The following is a 25,053-nucleotide window of genomic DNA, read 5'->3' on the forward strand; positions in this document are numbered from 1 at the left end:
CGCGCCGGGCGGCGTGACACCCGCGCGCCGGGCGGCGTGACACCCGCGCCCTGGGCGGCACCACGACACCGCGCCCCGGCGGCACGACAGACGGGGCGGTGGCGGCCCGAAAGCCTCCACCGCCCCGTCGCGAACGGTCGTCCGCGCTACTTCACCGCACCGAACGTGAGGCCCTGCACCAGGCGGTCCTGGGCGGCCATGCCCACCAGCATCACCGGCAGCGACACCGCCAGCGCGCCTGCGGAGACGGTCGCGAGGAACAGTCCCTGGCTCGACACGAAGCCCGTCAGGAACACGGGCGCCGTCTGAGCCCCCGTGCCGGTGAGCACGCGCGCGAACAGCAGGTCGTTCCAGCTGAAGATGAAGCAGATCAGCGCCGTCGCCGCGATCCCCGGCGTCGCCACCGGGAAGATCACCGCACGCAGGATCATCGGCAGTCCGGCCCCGTCGATCTGCGCCGCCTCCATGAGCTCCACCGGCACCTCGGCGAGGAAGGAGCGCATCATCCACACGGCGATCGGCAGGTTCATCGCCGTGTAGAAGATGACCAGCAGGAAGATGTTGTCCAGCGCGCCGATCTGCTTGGCGAACAGATACAGCGGCAGCAGTGCTGCCACCAGCGGAAGCATCTTCGTCGTCAGGAAGAAGAACATCACCTGACTCCACTTCTCCACCGGCCGGATCGACAGTGCGAACGCGGCGGGGAAGGCGAAGAGCAGCACGAGGATCACAGACAGCACGGATGCCGTCAGCGAGTTCATCAGGGGCGGCCAGGGATTCATCCCGGAGCCGGAGAAGAACTCGATGTAGCCGTCCAGCGTGAGCGGCGCGAACAGCGAGGGCGGGTTCGTCGCGGCGTCCTCCTCGGCATGCAGCGACGTCAGCAGCATCCACAGGATCGGCGTGATCATGATCAGCGCGACGATCCAGGCGGCCATGCCGCGAATACCCGTTCGCACGGCGCGCCCGCGGTTGCGGCGGGGCGACGGCCCGGCGGATGCCCGGCGGGATACGAGGGTCGCAGTTGCAGTCGTCATTTCTCGGGTCTCCATCCGGTTCATCGTTCGTTCTCGCGGAACAGCGAGAGCAGCACGCGCAGGGTGAACGACGCGATGATGATCGTGCCGATGACGACGATGACGCCGAGCGCGGATGCGAGCCCGTAGTCGTTCGCCATGTAGAACGTCTTGTAGACGGCGTACGGGAGGTTGGTGGTGCCCAGTCCGCCCGCGGTCATCATGAAGATCGCATCGAACTCCTGAACGAGATAGATGCTGCCGAACAGCGCGGCCAGCTCGAGGTAGGGGCGCATGTGCGGGAGGGTCATGTACCTGAAGGTCATCCAGGTGCCTGCACCGTCCACGGAAGCCGCTTCCATGACGTCCTGCTTCCGGGACTGCAGCCCCGCCAGCAGGATGAGCACCATGAACGGCGTCCAGCGCCACACCAGGAACATCGAGATCCCGAGGAGCGGCGAGTTGGTCAGGATGTCCAGCTGCGGCGGGGAGTCGCTGCCGAACAGACGCCACACCCAGGTGAGCACACCGTTGATCAGTCCGTAGGACGGGTTCAGCATGGAGTGCTTCCAGAACAGCGCCCCGGCGACCGGGACGATCAGGAAAGGCAGGATGAGCAGCGTCCGCACAACTCCACGGCCGAGGAACTTCTCATTCACCAGCAGGGCGATCCCGAAGCCGATCACGATGCTGACGAACACGACCAGCGCCGTGAGAAGGATGGTGAATCCCACCGCATCCCGAAGCTGCGGGTCGGTGAACACCGCCACATAGTTGCCCAGGCCGGCGAAGCCGGTATCGCGCGGGAACAGCGTGTTCCAGTTCATGAACGACACGATCACCGTGCCGAGGAACGGCAACTGCGTGAGCACGATGGTGAAGATCAGCGCGGGCAGCAGCGGCGCCCGTCTGCTCCAGACCTCGCGCCGGCGCACCTTCACGCGCGGTGCCGGTTTCGTCGCCGGGCTTTGTTTTGCACCGTGCCCTGTCTCATCGGCACGGGGTCGCGACATGGTCGCCATCTCAGATCTCCAATGCTCTTCGCAGTGGGAGTGCGCGGTGGCCCCTGGGAGGTGCCACCGCGCACTCGGTCAGCTGCTGCGTGCGGTATTACTTCTTGTACTTGTCTCCGACGTCCTGAGCGAGCTTCTGCGCCTTCTCCAGCGCGGCCTCGACCGTGGTCGTGCCCGCGATGGCTCCGGCGATCTCCTCGGAGACGGTGGTGCCGAGGGAGATGAACTCCGGCACTCCGACGAACTGGACGCCGGCGTACGGACGGGGCTGCAGGCCGGGGTTGGTGGCGTCCACGCTCGAGATCGCGGTGCGTGCGGCCTCGTAGAACGGAGCACCCTCCTGGAAGGCGGGGTTGTCGAAGGTCGACTGGCGCTTGCCGTACGGCACGCTGGCCCAGCCGAACTCCTCGGCCACGAGCTCCTCGTACTCACGCGAGCTCGCCCACGAGATGAACTTCCAGGCGGCGTCCTTCTGGTCGGACGCCTCCTCGATGCCCCACGCCCAGGTCCAGAGCCATCCGGAGGCGTCGGTCTTGTTCACCGGCGACTGCGCGTAGCCGATGTCACCGGCGATCGGAGACGACGAGGACTCCACCGGTCCACCCGCGTTCGTGGCGTCCACCCACATCGCGACCTCACCCTGCTGGAAGTAGTTGAGGCACTCGGTGAAGCCGGCCTGTGCGGCGCCGGGCTCGCCGTGCTTCTGGATCAGGTCGACGTAGAAGTTGACGGCCTCGACGGTCTCGGGAGCCGTGAGCTGCGCGTTCCAGTCCATGTCGAACCAGGTGCCGCCGAAGGTGTTGATGACGGTGTTCAGCGGCGCCAGCTGCTGACCCCAGCCGGGAAGCCCGCGCAGGCAGATCCCCTTCATCGAGCTCTTCTCGTCGATCTGAGCGGCCAGGTCGGCAATCTCGTCCCAGGTCGGGTTGTCCGGCATGACCAGGCCGAGCTCGTCGAAGACGCTCTTGCGGTACATGGTGAAGGAGGACTGACCCTCGAACGGCAGACCGTACACCTCGTCGCCGGGGCCGGTCATCGAGTCCATCATCGACGGAAGCAGGTCATCGGCCTCGATGAGCTCCGCATCCTCCTTCAGGTACTTGTCCAGCGAGGTGACCCAGCCGTTGTCGGCGTAGAAGGGGATCTCGTAGTTGGAGAGCGTCGCGATGTCGTAGACGCCCGCCTGCGACGAGAACTCCTGGGTGATCTTCGCCCGGACGTCGTTCTCCGGCAGGAGGGTGAAGTTGACCTTGATGCCGGTCTTCTTGGTGAAGTGCTCCTCTGTGAGCTTCACCAGGTCCTCCTGGGCGGGCAGGTTCACGGCGAGGACGTCGATGGTGACGCCGTCGGTGCCTCCGTCGCCGGAGCCTCCCGGATCTGCCGACGCGCCACAGGCGCTCAGGACCATGACGGATGCGATGCCGCCGGCAACGGCGGCAGCGAGCCTTCGGGTTTTCATGTCATCTCTTCTCTGTGTGGTGGTGCTTCTTACTCGGGTGACGTCCCGGCATGCCGGGCACAATGGGTGCGGCGAATCGCCTCGAGCGTCGGAGGTTCTCCGACCGCCCGGGGTGCGCCGGCGGTTCTGCGGCGACTCAGGAGTACTGCGCAGGCCTCGCGAGGTGATGGTCGGTGATGCGCTGGTAGTGCTCGGTCAGGGTGAGCAGCAGTGGTTCGGCGTGGTGCGCGCCGACCAGCTGCGCGCCCAACGGCATCCCCTGTGGGGTTCGCCCGGTGGGGAAGGTCATCGCCGGGTGGCCGGAGAAGTTGTATGGGCTGGTCAGCCGCATGACCTGGTGGTTCCAGGTGGCGTAGTCACTGCGCATCTGCGCGATCTGCGCGTTGGTCGGCGCCGGTGTCCCGATCGTCGGCAGCAGGAGGGCGTCGAGTCCGCCGAGGACGGCATCCAACTCAGCCGTGAAGGCCTGTGCCTCTGCCTGGATCTGCTCGTACTCCGCCCGGCTCGTCGCGCGACCCTGCGCCAGGACGTAGGCGATCTCGGGTCCGTAGAGGTCGCGCTGCTCCTCGGGATACAGCGCGGCGATGTCCTCGACGGCTTCGAACCCGACGAAGGAGACCCAGCGGGATGCCAGCGGGCCTCCGTCGGGAACGGTCACGGAGACGATCTCGGCGCCGAGCTCGGCGAAGGAAGCCGCGGTGGCCTCGATCATGTCGCGGATCTGGGGGTCGACCTGCTCCAGCAGCGCGCGGTCGATGCCGATCCGCAGCGAGGCGGGCAGTGCCGGGATGATGCGGTCCTGCGTCGCATCGGATGCGCCGGTGAGAACCTCGAAGAGGATGCGGCAGTCGCGCGCGGAGCGTGCGAAGGGTCCGACCGTGTCGAGGGTGCGGGAGAGCGGGATGGCGCCGTCGGAGGGGATGGCACCGCGCGTGGGCTTGAGCCCGGAGAGTCCGGCGGCGGTCGCCGGGCCGCGGACGGATCCACCGGTGTCGGATCCGAGGGATCCGTAGCACAGGCCCGCCGCGGTCGCCGACGCGCAGCCGCTGGAGGAGGTTCCCGACCAGATCTCCGCACCCCAGGGATTCACGGGAGTGGGCAGGCCCGGTCCGTGGTCGGTGAGGGCCGCCTCGGACATCCGGAGCCGTCCCAGGATCACGGCGCCACCCTGTCGCAGACGGCGCACGGCCTCGGCCTCACGGTGCAGGCGGTGCTCGCCCAGGTGCACGGAGCCGAATGCGGTGGGCGCGTCTCCCAGCGAGTACAGATCCTTGATCGCGATCGGCACGCCGTGCAGGGGTCCGCGCCACAGACCGCCGGCGATCTCCTCCTCGGCGATCCGCGCTGCCGCGCGCGCACCCTCCGCGTCGACGGCGACATAGCTCTGAAGCTCGGCATCGAGCTCCTCGATGCGCGCGAGAAGGTGCTCGCACAGCTCCACGGGAGAGACGTGACCGGAGCGGACTCGCTCGGAGATCACGTGGATATCCGTGTAATGCATCAATCTCTCCTCACTGAGCGACGAAGACCGACAAGCGCTCCGACGTGACGACTGGACCTGCTGACGATGGGCTGTGACGCCAGTCCTATAGGATCGGGTTCCTAAAACAGGCGTTGATCAAAGATCCTATAGACATTTCAGGAATAGTCCAGTCTCACTTAAAAAACAATTTAGCCTCTCTGCGCGCTCGGCAGGCGAGCGGGCGCCGTGCAGACGGCTCGCCACGGCGACGAGACGCGCGAGCTGATGCCGCGGCGCGTTGCGCCGGTGGGTCGTCGTCGTGTGCCTCAGGCGCGAGTCTGCGTCTCGAGCGAGCGCTTCCCCACCTGCTGGATGTGGTGCCTCATCGCGCGCGCCGGCGCCTCCGGGTCATCCGTCCGGAACGCGGCCAGGATGGCGGCGTGCTCCTCGAGAGCGTCGGTCACATCGATGTCTCCGTACAGCGCGGACTGGCGCATGCGATGCAGCTGACCTCCGAGGTTCTCGGACATGTGCTGCAGATACGCGTTGTTGCAGTGCCGGAAGATGACGCGGTGGAACGCGACGTCCCGCGCGAAGTACTCCGTCGTGTCCGAGAGCTCGCTCTCGCCCGCCGCCGTCACCCGGAGAAGATGCTCACCTGCCGTCCAGTGCGCATCGAACGCCTCGCCGAGCTCACGCAGAAGCGTCCCGTCGGCCGGAGTGGCGAGGCGGGTGGCAGTGGTCTCGAGCATCACACGTGCGGTGGTGAGCTGATGCAGCTGGTCGACGGTGAGCGGGGGTGCGACGCGGTAGCCCTTCAGCGCCTCGCGCGTGACGAGGCCCGTGCGCTCGAGCTGGACCAGGGCCTCCCGCACGGGCGTCGGAGACACACTCAGCTGCCGCGCGATGGTCTCGATGGACAGCCTCGCGCCCGGAGGAATCTCATCGCTGAGCAGCAGCACGAGCACGCGGTCGTACACCCGATCGCGCAGGCCGCGCCGTTCGATCGTCGAGTTCAGCTTCATGAACACGTCATCGTCGTTCATCGCTGCACCCTTCCACACGTCATTGCGGATCGGCATGCCTGATCACCCCTCTGCTGCGGTATGCCGTTCCGTGCGACGCCGGGTCGCCGCGGCTCGGCCCATGCTATAGGAAATGGGATGGAACGGGATCGACCCCCGTCTCGCTCGGTGTGGCGAACTGTCGGCCACCCTCCGGCGCCGTGCGCGACCCTAGACTCGTGCTCGTGTGCACCGTGGTGATCGATGTGACTGATGCCGGAGCGCGGATGCTGGCCGTGCGCGACGAGGATCCGCAGCGCCCCTGGGACGACCTGGGCGAGTGGTGGCCGCAGACCCATCCCGGGGTGATCGGCATCCACGATCGCAGGGCGGGCGGGGCCTGGCTGGCTCTCGACCCCGAGGCGCGACGCCTGGCCGTGCTGCTGAACCGCGCGGACGTGCTCGATCTGCCGGCGAGCGCGGTGCTCTCGCGCGGCTCGCTCGCCCTGGAGTCGGTCGCCGGGCGCTCACCCGAGGGCTCGACTCTCCCCATGCACGGCTTCAACCTTCTCGAGGCCACGCCGGAGGCTTCTCGCGTGCTGTCCTGGGACGGCGTGGAACTGCGGGAGACCCCGGTGCCACCGGGCGTGCACATGATCGCGCACGACGACCTCGATGATCCACGCACAGCACGCATCGAAGCCTGGCTGCCGCTGTTCGCCGGGAGCCGCCCGGACGACGACGGGTGGGCGGAGCGCTGGATCGACGTGCTCGGCGAGAGCGCGACCCTCTCACCGGATGATGACCGAGCGATCATCCGCGACAACAATCCGCACGGGTATCCGACCATGTCCTTGCTGTTCTGCACTGCCGAGGTGTCACGCGATACCGCTGCGGCGCGCTCGCACGTGCTGGCCCGCCCCGGCCAGTGGGGCGTGATCTGACATGAGGGAGCACCCGGCATCTCCCGACGGCGCAGCGCCCTTCGCCTCGGCTCCGCTGAGCCAGGCGGTCTTCCGGCTGGCCCGCCTGCACAAGAGCGTGGCCGCTCAGCTGCTGCGCGACACCGGCCTGCGGCCCGGCCAGGAACTGGTCCTGATGACCCTGTGGGACGCGGGTCCGCAGCGTCTGGTCGACCTGGTGCAGACGCTCGACTCCGACGCACCGACGATGACGCGCAGCATCGCACGCCTGGAACGAGCCGGGCTGGTCGCGCGCAGTCGCTCGCCTCACGATGGCCGGGTCGTGATCGTGCAGGCCACGGAGAAGAGCCTGCCCCTCCGCCCCCAGGTCGACGCGGCATGGGCGCGCCTGGAGCACCTCACGGCCGGCTCAGCGTCGGAGCAGCGCCAGGCGGAGCTGCTCGGCGCACTGAGGGAACTCGAGGCGCGGCTTGCGGCGACCGCTCCTCCGCCGGCCGAGTCCTGAGCCGCCACCCGCCGAAGATTCTCTTGCTCGAACAAGGAATAGCGCGCGCCAAAAGCTTGTTCGAGCAACCAGGACAGGAGACGCCCGCCCGAACAGGAGAATCCCATGACCCAGCAGCTCACCGCATCCATCGCGTTCGAGCCCACCGTCGCCGGCAGCCTGCGGCTGCGCAACCGCATCGTGATGGCCCCGATGACCCGCAGTCGAGCATCCACCACGCACGCGACCGACGACATGGCGACGTATTACGCCCAGCGCGCCGGCGCGGGCCTCATCATCACCGAGGGCACCCAGCCCAGCGCAGTCGGACAGGGCTACCCGGCGACTCCCGGACTGCACTCTCCCGAGCAGGTCGAGTCCTGGCGTGCGGTGACCGAGGCCGTGCACGCGAACGGGGGGACGATCGTCGCCCAGCTCATGCACGTCGGGCGCATCTCCCACCCGAGCAACGCGGAGGCGGCCGGCAACGGGCCGCTGACACCGGTCGCTCCGTCGGCGGTGCAGGCGGCGGGAACGATCTTCACCCCGACCGGCCGGCAGAGCCATGCGGTTCCCACCGCGCTGACGGACGACGGCATCCGCCGGACCGTCGAGGACTTCGTGTCCGCGGCGCAGAACGCCATCGCTGCGGGGTTCGACGGCGTCGAGGTGCATGCGGCCAACGGCTACCTGCTGCATCAGTTCCTCTCCACGAACGCCAACGTGCGCACCGACGCGTGGGGCGGGAGCGCGCACAACCGCATCCGCTTCGTCCTGGAGGTCACCCGGGCCGTGGCCCAGGCCGTCGGGGCGGGCCGCACCGGCATCCGGATCTCCCCGAACAACGGGCTCGGCGACACCGTGGAGGACGACTACACGACGGTGTATCCGCTGCTGGTCAGCGAGCTGGACGAGCTCGGCCTCGCGTACCTGCACCTGGTCGATGCCGGTGATCCCGGTCTGACGCCGCGCCTGCGCGCGGCGTGGAGCGGCGCCCTGATCCTGAACGCCTCGGCTGCGGACATCGGCACCCACCGGGAGCGCCTGCAGCTCATCGACGACGGGGTGGCCGACCTGGTCTCCTTCGCCCGGCTCTTCATCGCCAATCCCGACCTGGTCGAGCGGCTCGCCGAGGGTGCCGAGCTCGCGACTCCGGATCTGTCCAAGGCGTACGGCGGCACCGCTGAGGGATACACCGACTACCCCCGCCGTGACGTCGTGCGCACGGCCTGAGCGCCGGGGCGGGCCGGGGTCACGGGACGGGGTCTGTACCGGGACGAGCCGCTACTCCGGCAGCGGCTCGTCCCGGTACAGGGCCTCGAACGTGTCCAGGGTGCGGTTGATGTCGTGCACGGCCACGCCGTCGAGCGACGCGCGCTGCATCCGCTCGTACTCTTCCGGCGCCGCCGTGAGCACGCGAGTGAGCTTCTCCGCGAGGTCGGCGACGTTCCCGGGCTCGAACAGGTAGCCGTTCTCGCCGTCGTGGACCAGATGCGGCAGGGCGACCGCGTCCGCTCCGACGACGGGCAGGGCGGATGCCATGGCCTCCATCGTCACGATCGATTGGAGCTCCGCGATCGAGGCGATCGCGAAGACCGACGCACGCGAGTAGAGCTCGCGGAGCTCCTCGTCGGTCACCCGGCCGTGGAAGGTGACCCGGTCGGCCAGTCCGAGGTGGGCGGCCAGCGCCTCGAGCGCCTTGCGCTGGTCGCCGCCGCCGGCGATGTCGAAGTGCACGTCCAGTGCCGGTTCCAGCTGGGCCATCGCGTGCAGCACGACGTCGACCTGCTTCTCACCGGTGAGGCGTCCGACGAAGAGGATGCGGTTCTTCTCGCGCGGTGCGATGACGGGGGTGTAATGGCTGCGGTCGATGCCGCAGGAGACCGGGATGACGCCCGTGATGTCGATGGTGTGCTCGAGGAAGTCGGCGGCATTGCGCGTGGGGGTGGTGACCGCACGGGTCATGTCGAAGGTGCGCTTGGCGTCGGACCAGGCCCACTTCAGCACGGGGAGGTTGATGAAGTCCGGCATCGAGGTGTGGTCGAGGATGTTCTCCGGCATCACGTGGTTGGTCGCGATGATCGGGATGCCGCGCTGGCGGGCGATGCGGGTGAGGCCGCGGCCGATGATGATGTGCGACTGGATGTGCACGACATCCGGCTGCACCTCGTCGAGCACCGTGCGGGCGTAGTGCTTGGAGCGCCACGGCCAGACGAAGCGCAGCCAGTCGTGCGGCAGCCAGCGCACCGCGGGCAGGCGGTGCATGATCAGCGGCTCGCCCTCGATGATCTCGGTGTGGGTCGCGGAGCGCCGGTAGGCCGAGTTCGGGGCGATGACGTGCACCTCGTGGCCGCGTTGCACGAGGCCGGCGGCGAGGCGCTCGGCGAAGCGCGCTGCGCCGTTGATGTCGGGCGCGAAGGTGTCGCAGCCGATGAGGATCTTCAGGGGACGTCCGGAGGTCACGGAAAGATGCTGCCTATCTGTAGCTCTGAGGTCGCGGTATCGTGAGCCGACCCTGCTGGGCGCTGGCAACTCTACCCGAGCAGAGCCGGCTGACCCGGTAGGCCGAGCGCTCTCAGCGCATCCTCCGCGGGCTCCCGTAGCGTGGAGTCATGCGCCTGGTCTCCTCCGCCGATCCGTCCCAGTGGATCCCCGTCACCGGCTCCCTCGGACTGCGAGGACGCCGCCACCGCAAGGCCGCGGTGCGGATGCTGATGGCGAGCGCGGGGGCGGGATCGCTGCCCGGTGCACGATTCGGCAGCTGGCTGGCCAGCCAGGCCATCCCGCTGGCGATGCGCAGGGCCGACGGCCGGGTGCTGGCGTGGACGTGGAAGGCGCAGCCCGAGCTCGTCGTCGCGATGGCGACCGCGCAGGAGCTGACCTCTCAGCTGCGCACCGCGCGGGCGATGATGCCGATGGAGTACGACGACACCGAGGACTTCCCGACGCCGCTCGGTGTCGGCGAGAAGCTGCTGATGCCGCTGCCGCCGCGGCCAGAGGCCCCGGCGACGGCGACCTACACCTGGGACACGGGCTCGCACCTCATCACGCTGACGGCGGTCTGCAGCGACCGGGAGCGCTTCGGCACCCTCGAGCCCGCGCTGGATGCGCTCGCGCGCAGCATCCGCATCGCCGATGATCTGACCGGCGGCGAGTCGAACGTGCTGCGGCTGCCGCCGGCCTGAGTCTCCCGTCACGCGCGGCCCCGCCGCCCTGCCCCGTCACGCGAGAATTGCCTTACCGCGTGAGAATTGTGCTGGTAGCGCGATTCTCGAGCGGCAAGGCAATTCTCGCGTGGGTGGATGCGCGGAATGGGGGACGAGTGACTCAGATCATGACGTCGCCCACGAGGTTGACCTTGATGCCCAGGCCGTCGAACATGGCGGCCTTCGCGATCAGCGCCTTGTCGGCGGTCTCGGCGTCGGGCGCGTAGACCAGCTGGGCGTGGTTGGCCTTGTGCCGGGCCATGAACTGGTCGCGGGTCTGGCCGTGCAGCACCACATGCGCGATCGGCCATTCCTCGTTCGTGGCGGCCTTGCGCCGCTGCGTCTCCTCCTCGGGAAGCTCGATGACGGATGCCCGGAAGATGTCCGCCTGCAGGATGCCGTCGGCGATGAACACGCGCGAGAGCACGACCTCGCCGGGCTGGGAGACGCCGTTCAGCGTTGCCCCGCCGGCCGGGAAGAACACGTGTCCCTGACGCCAGCCCTCCGCCTTGTCCCAGCCGCCGAGGTGCGAGGCGGGCACGGAACCCGAGATCTCGTAGGCCCAGACGAAGTCGCCGTCGTACTCTTCTCCCCAGCGCACGTCGTGCAGGGTGTTGTCGGGCAGCAAGCCCATCGCGCGCCACACGCGGTCGGTGATGAGCGCGTCGACGGCGACACCCTCGTCGGCCTCGTTGAAGTGCGGGAACGCGCGCCCCTCGTGCAGCACCCGAGAGCCGTCGCGGCTGGTCACCGGCGGGCGCTCGGTGGAGTTGAGCATGCCCTCGGCGAGGTCGGATGCCGGCACGAGGTCCTTCAGACCCTGCTGGTACTGGATGCCGACGGCATCCAGCCCGAAGTCGTCGGCGATGCGCAGGGCGGCGATGTACATCTTCATCTGCCACTGCACCTGCTCGCGGGTGAGCTCGGTGACGCCGTCCTCCCCGAACCGGAACGTCATGCCGTGGTCGACCAGCCAGTCGTACGCGGCATCGGCCTCGGCATCCGCCACCTCGAGCATCTCGGCGTACAGCGCCGACTGCGAGAGGCGCTCCTTGTAGATGCCGATGGTGTTGAGCAGCTCGTCGTCGAAGATGGCGTTGTACATGCCCATGCAGCCTTCGTCGAACACGCCGATGATGGCCTTGTCGGCGAGCAGTTCGGCGGCGAGCGCCTGGCCCAGCTGCTTCTCCGCGCTCTCGGGCAGTTCCGGGAGGTCGCGCACGTGCGAGGCGTCGTGCACGATGCGGCCGGTCTCGGTCCACTCGCGGATGCCGTCGGTGAACCAGGCGTCGGTGAAGTCGACCGACCAGGTGGTGGCGTAATCGCGGCCCATCTTGGTGAGGCCGGCGTTCAGTCCGAGCAGGCCCACGAGGCCGGGCCAGTCACCGGCGAAGTTCGCGACCGTGAGGATGGGGCCCTGGTGGGTGCGGAGCCCGGCGAGCACGTGGTGCGAGTACTGCCAGTTCGCGATCGCGACGACCAGCGGCGCCTCGACGGGGATGCTCTTGAAGATCTCCATGCCCATGCGCTGGCTGGAGATGAAGCCGTGCCCGGTGGCCGGGTCGACGCCGAAGGGGCGGATGACGCTCCAACCGAGGCCCTCGAGCACGCCGGTGACTCCGGCCTCCAGTGCGACCTGGGTGGGCCAGCCCGCGACGTTCGCCGACTCCCGCAGATCGCCCGATGTGATCAGGTAGGCGGTCTTCGGGGCGGCCTTCGGCCGGGAGACCGGGGCGGGAAGTGTGTAGCTCATGGTGTTCTCCGTTGGGTGGGGGGTCAGAGGGCGCGCTGCAGCGCGGCGAGTTCGTGCACGACATCCGCGGTGTGCTCGTAGAGCCGCAGGTAGCGGTCGAACAGCGCGTCGTAGGCGCTGCGGTTCACGGGGTCGGGTTCGATGCGGGCGACGATGGGGTTCCAGTCCTGGATGCGCGGATCCGCCCCTTCCGGCGCGACGGCGGATGCTGCCAGGAAGGCCGCGCCGTAGCTCGCCCCGATCGTGATCGCGGGAACCTCCTGGACGAGACCGGTGGCGTCCGACACGATCTGCAGCCACAGCCTGCCCTGGGTGCCTCCACCCACGGCGACGATGCGTCGGATGTCGGCACCGGCCGCTCGCATGGTCTCGACGTTGTGGCGCACTCCCAGGGCCGTCGCCTCGAGCGCGGCACGGTACAGGTCGCCGCGACCGTGCCGCAGGGTGAGCCCGGCGATCACGCCGCGGGCGTCCGCATCCTGGATGGGGGTGCGCTCCCCGGCGAAGTACGGCAGCATCAGCAGTCCTCGCGCGCCGACGCCGGACGCGGCGGATTCAGCGAGCAGCTGCGGATAGTCGGCGTCGGTGAGGTCCTTCAGCCAGGCGGTGACAGCCCCGGAGGTGGCCATGCCGCCGGCGAGGTTGCGGGTGCCGGGGAAGGCACCCGCGGTGGTCCACATCGACGGGGTGCGGAGGGTCTCCTCCCCCGTGGCGAGGAGGAACATCGTCGTGCCGTACATGAGCATCAGGTCGCCGACGCTGTGCGCACCGACGCTGACCGCTTCGCTCCAGGCGTCGATGGTTCCGGTGATGACGGGGGTCCCCGCGGGGATGCCGGTGGTCTCGGATGCCGTGGCGGAGACCGTACCGGCGACGTCTCCCGCCCACGTGAGCGCGGGGAGCTCCAACGCGCCGGCGTACTGACGCCACCACGGTTCGTGCCAGCGCTCGTTCTCGATGTCGTAGAACGGCGAGGTCTGGCTGGCGGACTGGTGGTCGAGCACATAGGCGCCGGTGAGCTTGCGCGCCAGCCACGATGCGGGCATGAAGAGCCGCCGCGCGCGGGCGAAGGCGACCGGCTCCTCGTCGGCGATCCAGACGATCTTGGCTCCGGCGGCCTGCGAGGTGAGGGTCGATCCGCCGACGCGTGTGATCTCCTCCTCGCCGAGCTCCTGGGTCAGGCGCGCGATCTGGTCGCCGGAGCGGGTGTCGACGCCGTAGAGGATCGCCGGGCGCACGGGCTCGTCGTCCTCGTCGGCGAGCAGGACGCACGGCCCCATGCCGCTCACACCCACACCGACGATCTCGGCGTCGGGCTGTGAGGTCAGCAGGTAACGCGTGATGGAGACGAACTCCTCCCACCAGACGCGGGCGTCCATCTCGACCCAGCCCGAGCGCGGCCGGTCGACCTCGTGCGCACGGGTCACCGTGGCGAGGATCGAGCCGTCGTCGGCGACGAGGACGCCCTTCGTGCTCGACGTGCCGACGTCGACCCCGATGGTGCAGCGCATGTCTTCCTCCGTGCCGATGCTGCGCTCTGCCGCGCGTGACCAGCCTAAACGAAATCGATTTCATACGCTAGAGCGCGCGGAGGTCCCGCCTGCGGCTCCCCCGTCAGACGAGTGCGGATGCCGCCTGCATCTCGTTGGGCAGCACGATGGTGCGCGCCGGCTGATTGTCGCCGCGGATGCGCTCCAGCAGCATCCGCGCGGCCGTGACGCCCATGTCGCGGGCGGGAAGACGCACCACGGTGACGGCGCTCGGAGACAACGTGGTGAACGGCAGCGACCCGATCACCGCGACACCGACCTTCGGCGGCGTCAGACCACGTTCGGTGAGCACCTGGATCGCTCCCACGCCGATGAGGTTGTTTCCGGCGACGACGGCATCCGGGGGCTCGGGCAGGTCGAGCAGCTCCTCCATGGCATCTCGACCGCCGTCGACGCGGAACGAGGAGAAGCGCAGCAGATCCAGCGGCGCTTCCATCCCGGCACTGCGGTGGGCGAGCTCCCAGCCCGCGGCACGATCGGAGGCGGTCTCGATGTGCGCGGGCCCGCCGATGTAGGCGACGCGCCGATGCGATGCCAGCAGGTGCTCGGTGGCCACGCGTCCGGCTTCCCGGTTCGCCATCATCACGCCGTCGATCCCATGCTCGGTGCTGCGGTCCACCGCGACCACCGGTCGTCCGGTCGCGAGGATCTCGGCGAGGTCCGTGCGATCGGATGCTGCCGCCAGGATCACCCCCGACATGTTCTCCGCGATCGCGATGCGCAGGTACGTCGATTCCTTCTCGATCTGGGAATCGGAGTTGCACAGCACCACCGAATACCCCGCCTCGCTGGCGACGTCCTCGACACCGCGCGCCATCTCGGTGAAGTACGGGTTCTCGATGTCGGGGATGATCAGGGCGATCACCTCCGAGCTCTGCCGACGCAGCGAGCGGGCAGCGCGGTTGGGGGTGAAGTTCAGCTGCTCGGCGGCCCGCCGCACCGCCGCGACCTTCGCGGTCGAGACGCTGGTGCCGTTGAACACGCGCGATACCGTCGCCGGCGACACTCCTGCGAGCTTCGCGACGTCGTAGATGGTTGCCATGGCCGTCAGAGTATCGCCGTCCGACTAGCGCCTGCTGTATCGTCGGGCGATCGTCGAGAGCGCCACGGCGAACACGAGGATTCCGCCCTTGAACACGTATTGCCAGAATGTGGGCGTGCCCATGAGAGCGAGCCCGTTGAAGCCGACGCTCACGACGAGCACCCCGACCAGCGTGCCGAGGATGTGGAACTCGCCGTCGCGAAGCGTGGCTGATCCCAGAAAGACCGCGGCGAACGAGTCCATCAGATAGCCGTCGGCTGCGCTGACGGTTCCGCTGCCGAGGATCGACGCCAGGAGCACTCCGGTGAGTGCCGCACAGGCGCCGGCCATCATGAAGGCAGTGATCTTGGCCCGGTCCACGCGGATTCCCGCGAGCTGAGCCGCCTTCGGGTTTGCTCCGACCGCCTGGATGCGCTGCCCCATCGGCGTGCGATTGAGCAGCACCCACAGAACGACTCCGACGATCAGCATGAACCAGATCGGGTTCTGGACGCCCAGGAACCGAGCCAGAGTGATCCACGTGAACTCTTCGGGGAGCTGGGTGATGGGCGAGCCGGCTGTGTAGCCGAACGCGAGCCCGACGAGTATCGTGCCCACTCCGAGCGTGGCCACGACCGCGTTCACGCGTGCCTTGGTTACGAGCACCCCGTTGGCCGCGCCGATGCCGCCGCCGAGCAGAACCGTCACGACGACCGCCACGATGATCGGCAGGCCCTGCTTCGCGATGAAGCCGGTGACGAGCACTCCGGCAAGGCTCGCTGCATACCCGATGGACAGATCGAACTCGCCGACGACCAGAACCATGGTCAGGCCGAACGCGACGATCGCGGTGAGAGCCGACTGATTGACGATGCTGAGCAGGTTGTTGGTCGTGAAGAACGCCCCGTTCGGCACGACGACGGCGAAGAATGCGATCATGATCGCCATGGCGATCAATGTGCCGTACTTGGAGACGATGAGGAGGGCGGCATTGCCGACGCGGCCCTGTGGTCGGATCGCGGCCTCGGTCGCGCCTGCAGCCTGACCTGCGGGCTCGGCAAGGGACGGCATCATGATTGTTCCTCTCGTGAATCTCGCTCGAAGCTGAGGGAGATGATCTGGTCTTCGGTGATCTGGGTGCCGGTGAGCTCACCGGTGACGCGTCCTTCAGCCATCACGATGACGCGGTCGCAGAGACCGACGAGTTCCTCGCTGTCGGAGGAGATGGCCAGCACGGCGGTGCCCTCGGCCGCCAGCTCCCGGATGACGCGGTGCACTTCGGCTCGGGCGCCGACATCGACTCCGCGGGAGGGCTCGTCCAGAATCAGAACCCGCGGTCGATGGGCCAGCCAGCGCGCGATGGCCACCTTCTGCTGATTTCCGCCGGAGAGCGAACCGACCGGGTCGGACATGTCTCGAGCCTTCACCGTCACGGTGTCCGCCAGCGTCCGGGCCCGACGTCGGCCCTCGCGCAGCTTCAGCATCGGCCACAGGCGGGATCTGCGCAGGCTCGTGAGCGACGCGATGTTGATGTTGAAGTCGATGGAGCGCTCCAGGAACAGTCCTTCGCTGCGTCGTTCCTCGGGGACGAGTCCGATGCCGGCCCGAACGGCATCCGCGGGTTCGCGGAAGCGCACCGGTCTGCCGTCCAGGTCCACGGTTCCCGCTGTTCTCGATCGGACTCCGTAGATCAGCCCCGCCAGCTCGGTGCGACCTGCGCCGACCAGGCCGCCGATGCCGAGCACCTCTCCGGAATGCACGGTCAGCGAGACGCCGTGCACCCGACTGCCATCGCGTATCCCGTCCACGGTGAGCACCGGATCTCCGTGGCCGCGAGGCTCGTTGCCCTGCTCGGCGATCTGCAGGTCTCTGCCGACGATGGCGCGCACGAGCTCGGACTTGTGCACCTTCTCATCCAGACGACGATCCACGACGGCCCCGTCCTTGAAGACCGTGACATCCGCGCACAGCTCGCTGACTTCGTCGAGACGGTGCGAGACGAAGATGACTGCGGTGCCGGACGCTGCCAGTTCGCGGATGATCGTGTGCAGACGCCCGGCCTCCTCTGAAGAGAGCGACGCCGTCGGCTCGTCCATGGCGATGAGGCGGGCATCGCGCATGAGTGCCCTGCCGATGAGTACGAGCCATTGATCCGCTGGACCGAGGTCGTCGACGTTCGTGTTGAGCCCGAACCTCATGCCCAGACGGGTGGCGACTTCTCGCGCACGCACTCGAGCCGGTCTCCAGTCGATGATGCCGACGCGCGTCGGCGGCTGCTGACCGAGAAGCATGTTCCGCAGCACGCTCCAGCCGGGGATCAAGCTCATCTCCTGATGGATGAACGCCATACCGAGCTTCGTCGCATCGCTCGGCTCCGAGAGCCGCACGGCGGAGCCGTCGACGACGATCTCTCCCTCGTCCGGCGTCTCGATGCCGGCAAGGCACTTGATCAGCGTCGACTTTCCGGCGCCGTTGGCCCCGACCAGGCCGTGCACGACGCCGGGCCGGATGTCGAAGCTCACATCGCGGAGCGCATGCACGCCACCGAAGGATTTGCTCACTCCCCGGATCTCGATGAGCGGCTCGACCTCGTTGCTGAGCGCGTTCATCGCCGATCTCTCGGAACGCACCTGGCCGACATGCATCAGTCCAACGCCTCGGGATGCTCCGCGAGGAAGGCCTCGATGTTGTCCGAGGAGACCAAGATTCCGGGGACGTCGACAGTGCGGGAGGTGAAGTCGCCCGATTCGATAGCCGCGACGGTCTCCTCGAACATCTTCTGCCCTTCAGCGAAGGCGTCCTCGAACACGGTCGCTGTGAGGGTCCCGTCCTTCACCGCCTGAATCGCGGTGCTGGATCCGTTGATGCCATAGGTGAGCACGTCCGTGCGTCCCTGTTGCTTGAGCGACGAGATGGCACCCAGGGTCGGGTCCTCCCAGCAGCCCCAGATGGCAAGGTTGCCGCTGCCGGCGGGGTGAGCCGCGAGCCAGGCGTTGGCGTACCGGGCTCCGTCCTGCAGGAAACCGGGGATGTTCACCTCGTTCTTCGTGACCGAGACTTCCGGCGCCTGGGCGGCCATCATCTCGTCGAAGAGCGCCTCGCGGTCGCGGCACACCTGGCCCGTGCGATACGTCAGCGCGAGGACGTCCCCCTGGCCGGCGAGCGCGTCGATCATCGCCTGTGTGGCCGGCTCGGCGAAGGGGGCGCCGTCGCCGGCGACCACGGCGATTCCCGTGCCGGGCCCACCACCCCAGGTGGCCACCGGCACCTTCGCCTGGGAAGCGGCGTTCAGGCCGGCGCCCAGGGATGTCGCGGGGAAGACGAGGTTGAAGATCATCCCGGCGTCCTTGTTGACGAAGTTCTGGATCGCCGTGTTCGCCTGATCGGCATTACCCGCGGCGTCCACGACCTCGACCGTCCACCCCGCTTCCTCCGCCGCCTTTGTCGCACCTTGGATGACTCGGGCGTTGTTCGCATCGGTGGCGCTGATCGTGACGATGCCGAGAAGCGTGCTCGTCGACGGCGAGGAGTCGCCGGTGCCGGCTTCGGAGCTGTCGGGCACGCTGCAGCCGGACAACGCGATGGTGGCAGCGCACAATGCCGCCGCCGCGAGAACCACTCTGTTCTTCCACATGGGTTTCTGCTTTCTTGATAGGTGATGGCTGTCGCTCGGGCGCGTCAGCCGATTCGGGAGATCTCGCCGTGGGCGAGGAGAAGCTCGGCGACTGAGAGTCGGTCGCCGTAGGTCCGAGAGGGGTGCCGCCGGAAGGTGTCGTACTCGTGCACGATGACGAGCCGCGAAGTGTCGCCGGCGGTGCGGGACATCTCATCGATGATCTGGAGTCCGCGCCAGCCGCTGCCCCCACCGAAGCCGATGTTCACGGGCACACCGGATCCGCCGATTCCCTCTGCATTCTCGTAGGAGTAGAGCGCATCGCCGGTGATGACCCAGTTGTCGCTGCCGTCCTCGACGACGACGTACTGACCGCCCATGGTGTGCGTGTCCAGGGCGGTGCGGATGTGCAGACCGGGATACAGGTTCTCCACGGGACCGTCGAGGAGCCTGAGCCTGCCCGACTCCGCCAGTTCTTCCAGCATTCGCACGTCCTCGGGGTCGAGCGCCCCGATGATCGAGGCGTACAGATGCGCGTTGTCCAGCGCCCAGCGAGAGCTCTCCAACTCCACGCGCTGCAGATAGAAGGTGGCGTTAGGAAAGTACCGGGCCGCGCCGGCGTGGTCGTAGTGCGCGTGTGTGAGGATGACCGTGTCGATCTCGTCCGGAGTGACTCCGATCTTGGCCAGGACGGCATCCGGTGGCTGGAAGTCCACGATGTCGTTCGCTTCGCTGAAGGCGCGGTTCGATCCGCGATCGTCATGGCCGACGTCGACGAGGATCTTGTGGCCCTCGCCTTCGAGATACACGTACGAGTAGGCGAACTTGCGGGTGGAGCCGTCCCACGTGCCGTAGAAGATGCATCCGACCGGGTGTTCGAGACAGTGTGAGTACTCCAACATCCACATGGAGTAGTTCGTCATCGTTTCCTCTTCCCTCACCGACCGCCGGTGGCCGATGGGGCGACTCTAGGAAGAGACGGACACGCGGATCAACAGGCGATAGGCGCGCTTGCGCGGCTAATACGGCACAAGCGGCTCCACAGGCTCGGAATGCAATGAAATCGATTTCTTGCCCAACGTTGTTATCGGTTGTGCGCGAATCCAGAACAGTAGTCTGAGACACATGACTCCGAGTACTGGCGCCTGGAAGGCGGTGAGCTACGAAGAACGCCAGTGGCATCCTGCCGCCGACGTTCGTGATTCCTCGAGCCCTCACCTGGCTGCGCCTGGCCCGTATCAGGCTTCTGTTCCGCCGTTCATCGCCGACCTCGATGTGTCACTCGACCCCGGATCGCTCAGCCGAGCCCACGACGCGACCACGGATCTCGTCCGACTGGATGCCGAGTTGGGCCGCGACGGCGGAGCGGTGATCGCATCACTCCTGCGCGCCGAGTGCATCGCCAGCTCGGCGATCGAGCGGGTATCCGCCCCGGCGCTGGCAGTCGTGCTGGCGGAGATCGACGAGTCTCTGGAGCCGCACGCCAGGCAGATCGTGGCGCATATCAGAGCCGATGAGGTGGCCCTGTCGTCTCCGGGCCCTCTTGACGAGGACAGCATCGTGCACGTCCAGAGAACCCTCATGGCCTCGTCGCGCCCTGACCGGCGTGGCCGATGGCGCAGCCAACAGGTGTGGATCGGCGGGGGATCACGCGGCCCCCAGCGCGCTTCCTTCGTTCCGCCGCATGAGTCGCGTGTTCCGGAGCTGATGTCGGATCTCGTCGCGTTCATGAGGAGGAAAGACATCCCACCGCTTCCCCAGATCGCCATCGCTCACGCACAGTATGAGACCATCCACCCGTTCCTGGAGGTCAACGGACGCACCGGCCGGGCGCTCCTTCAGACCCTTCTCCGGCGCTCCGACGTGACGCAATCAGCCGTGCTGCCGCTGTCGGCCGGCATCCTCCAGGACACGGCGCGCTATTTCGACGCGCTCACGCAATACCGCGCCGGACACGTCTCGGGGATCATCGACATGATGTCCCGAGCTGCGCACACGGCTGTCGACACCTCGCGGATGCTCATGGAGGACCTGGAGGCGGTGTACGACTCCTGGGAGACGCGCCTCACGGCAAGGCGAGGCTCCGCTGCGCGGCGCCTTCTCGGGCTGCTCGAGGCACACCCGGCGATCAACTCCCGCACCGCGGTGTCGTACCTCGGCGTCACCGCACCCAACGCCCTCCTCGCCATCGACCGTCTCGTCGAAGACGGCATCCTCGAGCAGGTCGGAACCGGTCGTCGCAATCGCACGTGGGCCGCGCATGACGTGTTGCACGCACTCGATGCCTTGGCAGAGCGGGCTCGTCGCCAAGGGTGACGACACCCGTGTCAGCCCCGCTGCCGAGCAGGCTGCACTGACCTCAGCGACCTACGATCGAGACATGACCGATTCCACTCTCGTCCTGGTCGCCAACGCCGGCGACGGCACCATCAGCACCTTCCACCTCGACGACGGGCGGCTCGAACGCATCGCCGTCACCGAGGGCGTCACAGGATGCTCGACCTTCGCCGTCGACCCGGACCGCAGTCTCGTCCACGCCGCCGTGAAGGGCGAACCCGCCGGCATCCTGACCCTTGGCCTGGACCGCGAGAGCGGACGACTCGTCGCGAAGTCGCGTCTGGACCTGCCGGACGGCGGGATGAACTACCTCGCTCTCACGCGCGATGGCACCGGCCTTCTCGGCGCCTCGTACAGCGGCGGCTACGGAATCAGCTGTCCGATCGTGGACGGCGTCGTCGGCGAGCCGATATCGCGGATCGCGTTCCCGAATCTGCACTCCGTCCTGCCGAGCGCGAACGGCGAGTTCGCCTATTTCGTGTCACTGGGCGCGGACCTTATCGCCCAGTATGCGCTCGCCGACGATCTGCAGCTCGTCGCACTCGAGCCGGAGACCGTCTCCGCGCCGACCGGCAGCGGTCCGCGGCATCTCGTGCTGAACGCGGCGGAGGACGCCGTGTACGTGCTCACGGAGTTCTCGGGTGAGGTGCTGCACTACGGCCGCGACACGGCCACCGGCGCGCTGACTCCGCGTGGCGCCGCCACGGCCTACGACACCACGAAGGATCTCGGGCGCAGCGTCTTCGGCGCGGACCCGCTGCAGAATCATTACATCTGGGGGGCCGACCTGCATTTCGGCGCCGGCGGCCGCCTGCTCTGGGCCTCGGAGCGCACGGAGAGCACTCTGGGCGCGGTCACGGTCGCGGAGGACGGCTCGGTCTCGGCGCCGGGGCACTTCACCGTCACGGAGCCGCAGCCGCGCGGATTCGCCGTCAGCTCAGACGGAGCCCACCTGGTCGCAGCCGGCGAGAGGTCGACCACGGTGTCCCTGTACGCCGTGCACGACGACCGTCTGGAGCTTCTGCAGCAGGCCGAGACCGGTCGCGGCGCGAACTGGGTCCGCTTCGTCTGAACCGTCCCCGGGCGACTGACGGCCCGTCCGCCGCATCGCCGGTCGCGCCCTGCAGCGCCCGATCAGGCGTACTGCCCGACCACCCTGGCAACGGCTTCGCGCTCGGCATCCGTCGGCTCGTCCAGCGCCATCCGGCAGTAGGAGTCCGCGACGCCGAGGACACGGTACCCCTCCTTCATGCGCGCCATGTCGCCTCCGATCAGCGAGACGACCTCGTCGACGGCCGCCTGGGCGTCGGCGATCGCCGCGGGGTCCCCGGCGCGGCCGGCGTCCGCCAGCGCGCGGAAGGGCTTGGGCGTGACCGACGAGACTCCGGACACCACCCCCTGAGCCCCGGTCCGCACGGCGGCGATGAGGTCGCGGTCCGCGCCGGTGTAGAGCTCGAAGTCGGCGGGCACCACCGCCCGATAGGCTGCGAGCTCGTCCAGCGAGAGCTCGCTGACCTTGGCGCCGACGACGTTCGGCAGCTCCGCCAGCCGCACCAGCAGCTCGGGGGAGACCGGGTTGCCGCTGCGCGCGGGGTAGACGTACACGTACAGGCGGCCGTCGCCGACGGCATCGGACACCTGCCGGAAGTAGTCGAACACCGCGTCATCCGAGGAGCGCAGGTAGTACGGCGTGAGCGCGGCGAACTCGGTCGCGCCGAGCTCCCGGGCGATGCTGGTGAGGCGCACGGCCTCGTGGGCGCTGGAGCGACCGACGTGCACGACCACCCGCATCCGCTCCTTCAGTTCGTCGAGCGCCGCTTCGACGAGCGCGGTGAACTCCTCGACGTCCACGGAGGGGAACTCGCCGGTCGTCCCGAGAACGAACGCGCCCTCATTGCCGGATGCGGCGACGTAGCGGAAGATCGCGCGGGACCCCTCCAGATCGAGCGACCCGTCGCGCCCGAAGGCGGTGGGAATCGCGGTGAGGATGTCGTAACGGGTCACTTCTCGTTCTCCTTCTGGGTGCGACGCGCACGGCGCGCACTCTTCTTGTCGGTCTTCTTCTCGATGTTGCGCACGGTCGACGTGAGCAGGTCGTGGTCCTGGGCGAGTTCGTCGCGAGCGTCCGCGATCTGCCGGATGCTGGCGGTCGGCAGCACCGACTCCTCCAGCGATGCACGCTTCTCGCGGGGCTTGCGCGCGGCGCGGATCGCGGGCAGGGCGATGGAGAGCACCGCGAGCGCGAGCAGCGCGATGGCGATGGGGCTGACGACCTCGAAGAACGGCTTGGTCGGCAGGATCGCCATCGTGCGGGCGAGGTTCTCCTCGGCGAGCGGGCCGAGCAGCAGCCCGAGCACGACAGGCCCGGCCGGCACCTGCATCCGCTTGAGCAGCACGCCCACGACACCGAAGACCAGCATGGTGATGACGGTGGAGAGACTGTTCGAGGTGGCGTAGGTGCCGATGATGCAGAAGATCAGGATGCCGCTCCACAGGTACTGCTGCGGCACATCCAGCAGCTTCACCATGCCTTTCATGCGCACCAGGCTCAGCGCCAGAGACAGCAGCGTGGCGACCAGCATGATGCCGACGATGGAGACCACGAGGTCGGGGCGGTTGGTGAACAGCGTGGGTCCGGGGGTGATGCCCCAGATGATCATCGAGCCGATCATCACCGCCATCACCGAGTCGCCGGGGATGCCCAGCGCCATGGTGGTGGTGAGGGACCCGCCGAGCGTCGCGCTGGATGCGGTGTCGGATGCCGCAACGCCCTCGATCGCCCCCTTGCCGAACTTCTCCGGGTTCTTGGACGCGCGGCGCGCCTGCTCCCAGCCGATGAGACCGGCGATGTCGCCGCCGGCCGCGGGGATCAGGCCGACTCCGAGCCCGACGGATCCCGAGATGGCCGTGGCGCGACCTGTCTGCTTCAGCTCGCCCCAGGTCGGCCACCAGCGGCCGAGGCTGGAGATGGGACGCACCTTGTTCTTGCGATGCGTGAGCAGCTGGTCGAACAGTTCGGCGATGCCGAAGAGCCCGATGATCACGGCGATGAAGTTGACGCCCTCGACCAGCTCCAGCACGCCGAAGGTGAAGCGCTGATCAGCGGTCGCGGCGTAGGTGCCGACGGTGCCCAGCATGAGACCGAACAGGCCGGCGAGGATGCCCTTGACCATCGACTTCGACGAGATGCCGATCATGATCGCGATGCCGAAGATCACGAGCGCGAACAGCTCGGGCGAGCGGAAGTAGTCGCGCGCGAAACTGGCGATCGGCACGGCGGCGACGGAGAACAGCACCAGCGAGGCGAGGATGCCGACGGCCGACACGATCGCGGAGACGGTCAGCGCCAGGCCCGCCCTGCCCTGCTTGGCCATCGGATAGCCGTCGAGGGTGGTGGCGATGGACGCCGGGGTGCCCGGGGTGTTGATGAGGATGGAGGGGACCCGGTCGCCGAAGTTCGCGGCGACGTAGATCGTGAGCATGACGGCCAGGCCCTGCACGGGCTCGAGAGTCATCGTGAAGCCGGCGGCGAGGGCGACGGCCATGGTCGCGGTGATGCCCGGGAAGGCGCCGACCATGAAGCCGAGCACGAGGCCGACGCCCATGTTGAGCAGGATGGAGACGTCGAGCAGGGCGTTCAGGCCCTCGGTGAAAGCGTTCACAGCGGAATCCTCAGCAGCATGCCGAACACGACGTAGACGAACGCCGTGACCGCGACGGAGTAGATGATCAGGCTGAGCCACCGGCGGTGCCCGTAGACGAGCATCAGGGATGCCATCAGCAGGCCCGCCGCGATCGGGAAGACCTCGATGCGGTAGCCGAACAGCACCACGGCACCGAGCGACCACAGCGCGATGAAGGTGCAGGCGATGGCGAGGGTCACGACCATGCGCATCACGCCGCGCTGCTGGATGCGCTCGACGTCTTCGCGGGTCGGCGCCGGCCGGGTGATCGCGATGACGAGCAGCAGGATCGACAGCGTGACCGCCGCGACCCCGAGCAGCGTGGGCCAGAATCTGGCATCCATCTGGCCGGGAGCGGCCTCGCGGCGAAGCGGGATCTGCATGGCGAGCAGCAGGAAGCCGGCGGTGAAGGCGATCGCGACGAACGCGAAGACGATCTCGAGCCGGCGCGACGGCGTCGCGGCCTCGTACTCGTCGACGGAGGCGTCGGGGGTCTCGATGCTCGACATGTTGTCCTCTCAAGAGGTCG

The 25,053-nt window shown here is 68.1% G+C and carries 22 protein-coding genes; 6 read left to right on the forward strand and 16 right to left on the reverse strand.

Features of this window, described 5'->3' with window-relative positions; genetic code table 11:
- Positions 1-146 precede the first annotated feature (146 nt).
- From ACFQY2_RS01725 to ACFQY2_RS01745, 5 genes are all read right to left on the reverse strand, one after another.
- Entirely contained in the window at positions 147-1,037 is an 891-nt protein-coding gene (locus ACFQY2_RS01725; RefSeq protein WP_378743880.1) for a carbohydrate ABC transporter permease, read from the reverse strand.
- Between the two features lie 20 nt (positions 1,038-1,057).
- Positions 1,058-2,029, reverse strand: a complete 972-nt coding sequence (locus ACFQY2_RS01730) for a carbohydrate ABC transporter permease (protein WP_378743881.1) — start codon at positions 2,027-2,029, stop codon at positions 1,058-1,060.
- A 97-nt stretch (positions 2,030-2,126) separates the two neighbouring features.
- Positions 2,127-3,488, reverse strand: coding sequence for an ABC transporter substrate-binding protein (locus ACFQY2_RS01735; RefSeq protein WP_378743882.1), 1,362 nt, complete (start codon positions 3,486-3,488; stop codon positions 2,127-2,129).
- A 136-nt stretch (positions 3,489-3,624) separates the two neighbouring features.
- The gene (locus ACFQY2_RS01740) at positions 3,625-4,989 is read right to left on the reverse strand and encodes an amidase (RefSeq protein ID WP_378743883.1); all 1,365 of its coding nucleotides are present in this window, start codon (positions 4,987-4,989) and stop codon (positions 3,625-3,627) included.
- Positions 4,990-5,276: 287 nt separating this feature from the next.
- A complete protein-coding gene (locus ACFQY2_RS01745) occupies positions 5,277-5,996 on the reverse strand; it encodes a GntR family transcriptional regulator (protein WP_378743884.1) in 720 nt (239 codons plus the stop codon).
- A 203-nt stretch (positions 5,997-6,199) separates the two neighbouring features.
- Here ACFQY2_RS01745 and ACFQY2_RS01750 point away from each other — a divergent pair, with 203 nt between their 5' ends.
- The 3 genes from ACFQY2_RS01750 to ACFQY2_RS01760 all read left to right on the forward strand — a co-directional run bounded on the left by ACFQY2_RS01750 (position 6,200) and on the right by ACFQY2_RS01760 (position 8,594).
- Entirely contained in the window at positions 6,200-6,898 is a 699-nt protein-coding gene (locus tag ACFQY2_RS01750; protein ID WP_378743885.1) for an NRDE family protein, read from the forward strand.
- Position 6,899: 1 nt separating this feature from the next.
- Complete coding sequence (locus tag ACFQY2_RS01755) at positions 6,900-7,382, forward strand: MarR family winged helix-turn-helix transcriptional regulator (protein WP_378743886.1); 483 nt, start codon at positions 6,900-6,902, stop codon at positions 7,380-7,382.
- Between the two features lie 105 nt (positions 7,383-7,487).
- Positions 7,488-8,594, forward strand: coding sequence for an alkene reductase (locus tag ACFQY2_RS01760; RefSeq protein ID WP_378743887.1), 1,107 nt, complete (start codon positions 7,488-7,490; stop codon positions 8,592-8,594).
- A 51-nt stretch (positions 8,595-8,645) separates the two neighbouring features.
- Here the strand turns inward: ACFQY2_RS01760 and ACFQY2_RS01765 are convergent, their stop codons facing one another.
- Positions 8,646-9,824, reverse strand: coding sequence for a glycosyltransferase (locus tag ACFQY2_RS01765; RefSeq protein WP_378743888.1), 1,179 nt, complete (start codon positions 9,822-9,824; stop codon positions 8,646-8,648).
- Between the two features lie 149 nt (positions 9,825-9,973).
- On the opposite strand from ACFQY2_RS01765, the gene ACFQY2_RS01770 reads away from it, so the two are divergent.
- Positions 9,974-10,546: a hypothetical protein gene (locus ACFQY2_RS01770; protein ID WP_378743889.1), complete on the forward strand. Its 573-nt coding sequence runs from the start codon at positions 9,974-9,976 to the stop codon at positions 10,544-10,546.
- A 142-nt stretch (positions 10,547-10,688) separates the two neighbouring features.
- On the opposite strand, the gene ACFQY2_RS01775 is transcribed toward ACFQY2_RS01770, so the two are convergent.
- The 7 genes from ACFQY2_RS01775 to ACFQY2_RS01805 form a co-directional block, all read right to left on the reverse strand.
- Complete coding sequence (locus ACFQY2_RS01775; RefSeq protein WP_378743890.1) at positions 10,689-12,320, reverse strand: fucose isomerase; 1,632 nt, start codon at positions 12,318-12,320, stop codon at positions 10,689-10,691.
- A 23-nt stretch (positions 12,321-12,343) separates the two neighbouring features.
- Complete coding sequence (locus tag ACFQY2_RS01780; RefSeq protein ID WP_378743891.1) at positions 12,344-13,831, reverse strand: FGGY-family carbohydrate kinase; 1,488 nt, start codon at positions 13,829-13,831, stop codon at positions 12,344-12,346.
- Between the two features lie 103 nt (positions 13,832-13,934).
- On the reverse strand, positions 13,935-14,912 hold the full coding sequence (locus tag ACFQY2_RS01785; RefSeq protein WP_378743893.1) for a LacI family DNA-binding transcriptional regulator: 978 nt from the start codon (positions 14,910-14,912) through the stop codon (positions 13,935-13,937).
- Positions 14,913-14,936: 24 nt separating this feature from the next.
- Entirely contained in the window at positions 14,937-15,965 is a 1,029-nt protein-coding gene (locus ACFQY2_RS01790) for an ABC transporter permease (protein WP_378743894.1), read from the reverse strand.
- The gene (locus ACFQY2_RS01795) at positions 15,962-17,500 is read right to left on the reverse strand and encodes a sugar ABC transporter ATP-binding protein (RefSeq protein ID WP_378743895.1); all 1,539 of its coding nucleotides are present in this window, start codon (positions 17,498-17,500) and stop codon (positions 15,962-15,964) included. The genes ACFQY2_RS01790 and ACFQY2_RS01795 overlap by 4 nt, the downstream gene beginning before the upstream one ends.
- Positions 17,501-17,535: 35 nt before the next feature.
- A complete protein-coding gene (locus ACFQY2_RS01800; protein ID WP_378743896.1) occupies positions 17,536-18,525 on the reverse strand; it encodes a sugar ABC transporter substrate-binding protein in 990 nt (329 codons plus the stop codon).
- A gap of 44 nt (positions 18,526-18,569) precedes the next feature.
- Positions 18,570-19,427 (reverse strand): MBL fold metallo-hydrolase, encoded by an 858-nt coding sequence (locus ACFQY2_RS01805; RefSeq protein WP_378743897.1) that lies wholly within the window; start codon positions 19,425-19,427, stop codon positions 18,570-18,572.
- Positions 19,428-19,629: 202 nt separating this feature from the next.
- Here ACFQY2_RS01805 and ACFQY2_RS01810 point away from each other — a divergent pair, with 202 nt between their 5' ends.
- Positions 19,630-20,820 carry a Fic family protein gene (locus tag ACFQY2_RS01810; RefSeq protein ID WP_378743898.1) on the forward strand — a complete coding sequence of 397 codons (1,191 nt, stop codon included), beginning with the start codon at positions 19,630-19,632 and terminating at the stop codon, positions 20,818-20,820.
- Between the two features lie 64 nt (positions 20,821-20,884).
- Positions 20,885-21,913 (forward strand): lactonase family protein, encoded by a 1,029-nt coding sequence (locus ACFQY2_RS01815; protein ID WP_378743899.1) that lies wholly within the window; start codon positions 20,885-20,887, stop codon positions 21,911-21,913.
- Positions 21,914-21,975: 62 nt separating this feature from the next.
- Here the strand turns inward: ACFQY2_RS01815 and ACFQY2_RS01820 are convergent, their stop codons facing one another.
- From ACFQY2_RS01820 to ACFQY2_RS01830, 3 genes are read right to left on the reverse strand one after another with little or no spacing between them, the layout of a single operon-like run.
- The gene (locus ACFQY2_RS01820) at positions 21,976-22,845 is read right to left on the reverse strand and encodes a dihydrodipicolinate synthase family protein (RefSeq protein ID WP_378743900.1); all 870 of its coding nucleotides are present in this window, start codon (positions 22,843-22,845) and stop codon (positions 21,976-21,978) included.
- Positions 22,842-24,503, reverse strand: a complete 1,662-nt coding sequence (locus ACFQY2_RS01825; protein WP_378743901.1) for a tripartite tricarboxylate transporter permease — start codon at positions 24,501-24,503, stop codon at positions 22,842-22,844. The genes ACFQY2_RS01820 and ACFQY2_RS01825 overlap by 4 nt, the downstream gene beginning before the upstream one ends.
- A complete protein-coding gene (locus ACFQY2_RS01830; protein WP_378743902.1) occupies positions 24,500-25,033 on the reverse strand; it encodes a tripartite tricarboxylate transporter TctB family protein in 534 nt (177 codons plus the stop codon). Before ACFQY2_RS01830 ends, ACFQY2_RS01825 begins: the two co-directional genes overlap by 4 nt.
- Positions 25,034-25,053: the final 20 nt, after the last annotated feature.

The organism is Microbacterium sp. GCM10027623 (genome assembly GCF_042666935.1).
Lineage (GTDB): Bacteria > Actinomycetota > Actinomycetes > Actinomycetales > Microbacteriaceae > Microbacterium.